This window comes from Bartonella sp. AA86SXKL (genome assembly GCF_042196885.1).
On the sequence record NZ_JBHIRE010000061.1, the window covers coordinates 1 to 2,971 of the forward strand.

The following is a 2,971-nucleotide window of genomic DNA, read 5'->3' on the forward strand; positions in this document are numbered from 1 at the left end:
AAGCAAAACAGCAACGTTATAACGACGCGGCATAAAAAGAAAACCTTGTCACGTAAGGACGGACAAGGCTTTCTCAAACTCATCAACCTGGTGCTTTATTTGGTGTAAATTCAAGGCTTTCTCTGCTGAAGTAAGACTTAAGGTTTGCATTCAAGTTGTTCTGAATGCTTTTTACAATAAGGGCTATTTAAGCGCCTCTTGACACTTCTCTGTGGGATGACAGCACCTGGACGACAAATCGGAAGATTTTCTTCTTTAAAAGTATAACACCATCCCCCTTCATGTTCATCTTTATAGTGGAATCCTGATTGAATCATGCAAGCATGGACTGTTGCCTGTCCATTAATACTCTGCTCTCTGCTTTCTGAATCCTCATCATAAGGCGTTGGCATTCCACATTCTAATAAAGCTTTTCCTATCTCAGTAAAATCTGCTCCTGGCTTCTCCCACATATACATATACCCTGGAGCAGGCTTAAAAAAATTACACCCAGCTATACTTAACAGGATTATCCCGCTTAATAATCTTAAAATGTGTTTCATTTTTTGCTCCATGAATTAATTGAATCAATTTGTATCCGGTGAGATGAACCATAATCATGTCTACATGCTCGATCCGCATTTGCATAACAAACATGAGGACTTGGATAATCAAATAGTACTTTCTTTGCCTCTTTAACTGCGTTACTACCAAGGGGACTCTTGTCAAAAGTAGCGGGATTTTTGCCAAACACAACACCAACAAAATCATCTGCATGGTTTTCCAAGCCGACAGTGGTTTTCTTTCCACCCCTTAAGATATATAACGTATCTGCCATGTCTTGAGTATTATAAGCTGGACCAAAAAAATTAACCGTTGTTTCCTTTGCTATACCGTGAACACCATGCTTTACTAAATCGTGTGATCCATTTCCTGCTGTTATGGTACCACGACTATGGGCATCATCATGCAATCCTGTATTGCCATAAAGATACATTGTATCCTGGAATTTCTTGGTTGAATTGGTCAATCCAAAAAAAATCTACCTTCCAGAAACTTCTGAAAAATCGCTATCCCTACTTCCACTTCCCAGTCTTCAGCTTCTGGGAAATATGTAAAATAAAGGGGACCATGATCATTGTCAGCAAACTGGACAGTATAACGCGCAGCATCATCTGGTGAGGTAAAAATACCATTGTAAAACATATGAACCTTGCCATCAGAACCTTTTTGTAAATGTTTTTCTTCTTCTGGTGTTAAATAGTGATACAGAGGTATTTTTCTTCCATAGCTGTCTTTTATATAGTTTCCATTTTTATCTGCTGCATAGAGGACATTGCCATTTTCATCATGCTCAACCTCACCCTCAGGATGCTCTTTGAGATATGCGAATTCACGTATTTTGTCCCAGTATCCCAATCCTTCATCCGATAAATCATTGATCATATCTACGCGATTATGCACTACCCCCTCAAGCGATGCGACATCTAGCTGTTCTACTGCTTGGTGTGCTGCTGCGGTGTTGCGGTTGAGAGAGCCAATGATTTGTCCAGCATCTTGCCCCATCGCCCTCTGTCCAGTTGTATCAGTAAGGATGATAGTCCCATCACTGATAGCAGATTTGGTTTCCCCTTCTGCTCCATCCTTGGCTTTGCCGTGATTTAAAACATTCTTGGCAATGTTTTTTATCGTGTCATTCCCAGAAAGGCTAAACCCATGGCTGCTGGCTTTAGCATGGGCACTGTTGCTGATATCACTGGTGCTAATGCTTCCAGTGGTCAGGCTGTTTTTGTCCGCCGAGGCTGTGCTAGCAATAATGCCTCCGGTTAGGGTCGTTTTGTCTTTAACAATGATATTAAAGCCGCCATCACCCGCTTTGATGCCTGATTGCTCCACAACACTATGATAATCGCTAGAGGATTTATCCTTTTGGAAAGAGGCACTCATGGAGCCCCCACCTATTTACTAAGGAAATTAAACGTGTGTAACATCAAACATATCATCATACAGTCTGCTAAAGATGAGAGCTTTGTTTTTTACCATTGGCTATGAAAGAAAATCCTTTGAGGACTATTTCAATCAACTTATCAAAAATAATATTAAACTTTTGTATGATATTCGTAAAAATCCAATAAGCAGAAAATACGGATTTTCAAAAAGACAATTAGAGAAAGTTGTAAACAACATTGATATTGAATATATGGCATATGCCTGAACTTGGAATCGCCTCTGAAAAACGAAGAAATTTGAAAACACAAAAGATTATGATCGCCTTTTTGAAGATTATCAAAATACAACTCTCAAGGATAATTCTTGTGCAATAAACAAATTATATCAAATTTTTTTAACAAAAAGCGCGTTGCAATCACCTGTTTTGAAGCCAATGTATGCATGTGTCATAGAGGACAACTCGCATTAGCTCTCATTCCATTGCCTGATTGGAAATATGAAATTAAGCACATCTAAAAAATAAATTTGCATATTTTTTTAAAATGGGAGTGCCCATATGCCTCCCAGCCCCCTACCCATTCCTAACAACTTTTAAGTGATGCATGATTCACGCTACGGGTGAATTCTGCGCAAATCAAGGAAAAGAAATATGAACTGACCGATGAAACAATTGAGGTTGGTGGATACATTACACTTTACCGCATCCGTGCTTTGAGAGACTTTGGAGATGTAAAGGCAGGTGATCTTGGCGCTTTTACACAAAAAGAAGACAATCTAAGTCATGATGGCAATTGCTGGATAAGTGATGATGCAAAAGTCTATGGTTATGCCAAGGTTTTTGGGGATGCACATGTTTACGGTGGCACATTTATTAGTGGAAAAGCTAAAATTTATGGAAATACTAAAATTTATGACAGTCCATTGATTTCCATCAGAGCAAATATACGCTGGCTATTAAACAAGCGCAAAATGGCATCTCCAAGAAAATAAACAGACTTACAAAAGGCTCTTTCGATTGGTTATTGCATCAGTATTTACAAAG

General features: G+C 38.9%; 5 protein-coding genes. 2 read left to right on the top strand and 3 right to left on the bottom strand.

Features of this window, described 5'->3' with window-relative positions; all coding sequences use genetic code 11:
• Positions 1 to 137: 137 nt before the first annotated feature.
• From ACFIO5_RS09615 to ACFIO5_RS09625, 3 genes are read right to left on the bottom strand one after another with little or no spacing between them, the layout of a single operon-like run.
• Positions 138 to 542 (bottom strand): hypothetical protein, encoded by a 405-nt coding sequence (locus ACFIO5_RS09615; protein ID WP_375705283.1) that lies wholly within the window; start codon positions 540 to 542, stop codon positions 138 to 140.
• Positions 539 to 1,009: a hypothetical protein gene (locus ACFIO5_RS09620; RefSeq protein WP_375697357.1), complete on the bottom strand. Its 471-nt coding sequence runs from the start codon at positions 1,007 to 1,009 to the stop codon at positions 539 to 541. The genes ACFIO5_RS09615 and ACFIO5_RS09620 overlap by 4 nt, the downstream gene beginning before the upstream one ends.
• Positions 1,006 to 1,926, bottom strand: coding sequence for a hypothetical protein (locus ACFIO5_RS09625; RefSeq protein WP_375705284.1), 921 nt, complete (start codon positions 1,924 to 1,926; stop codon positions 1,006 to 1,008). The genes ACFIO5_RS09620 and ACFIO5_RS09625 overlap by 4 nt, the downstream gene beginning before the upstream one ends.
• A gap of 73 nt (positions 1,927 to 1,999) precedes the next feature.
• On the opposite strand from ACFIO5_RS09625, the gene ACFIO5_RS09630 reads away from it, so the two are divergent.
• Both ACFIO5_RS09630 and ACFIO5_RS09635 read left to right on the top strand, forming a co-directional pair.
• A complete protein-coding gene (locus ACFIO5_RS09630) occupies positions 2,000 to 2,194 on the top strand; it encodes a DUF488 family protein (RefSeq protein WP_375634695.1) in 195 nt (64 codons plus the stop codon).
• Positions 2,195 to 2,547: 353 nt separating this feature from the next.
• Positions 2,548 to 2,919 carry a hypothetical protein gene (locus tag ACFIO5_RS09635; RefSeq protein ID WP_375633559.1) on the top strand — a complete coding sequence of 124 codons (372 nt, stop codon included), beginning with the start codon at positions 2,548 to 2,550 and terminating at the stop codon, positions 2,917 to 2,919.
• Positions 2,920 to 2,971 lie beyond the last annotated feature (52 nt).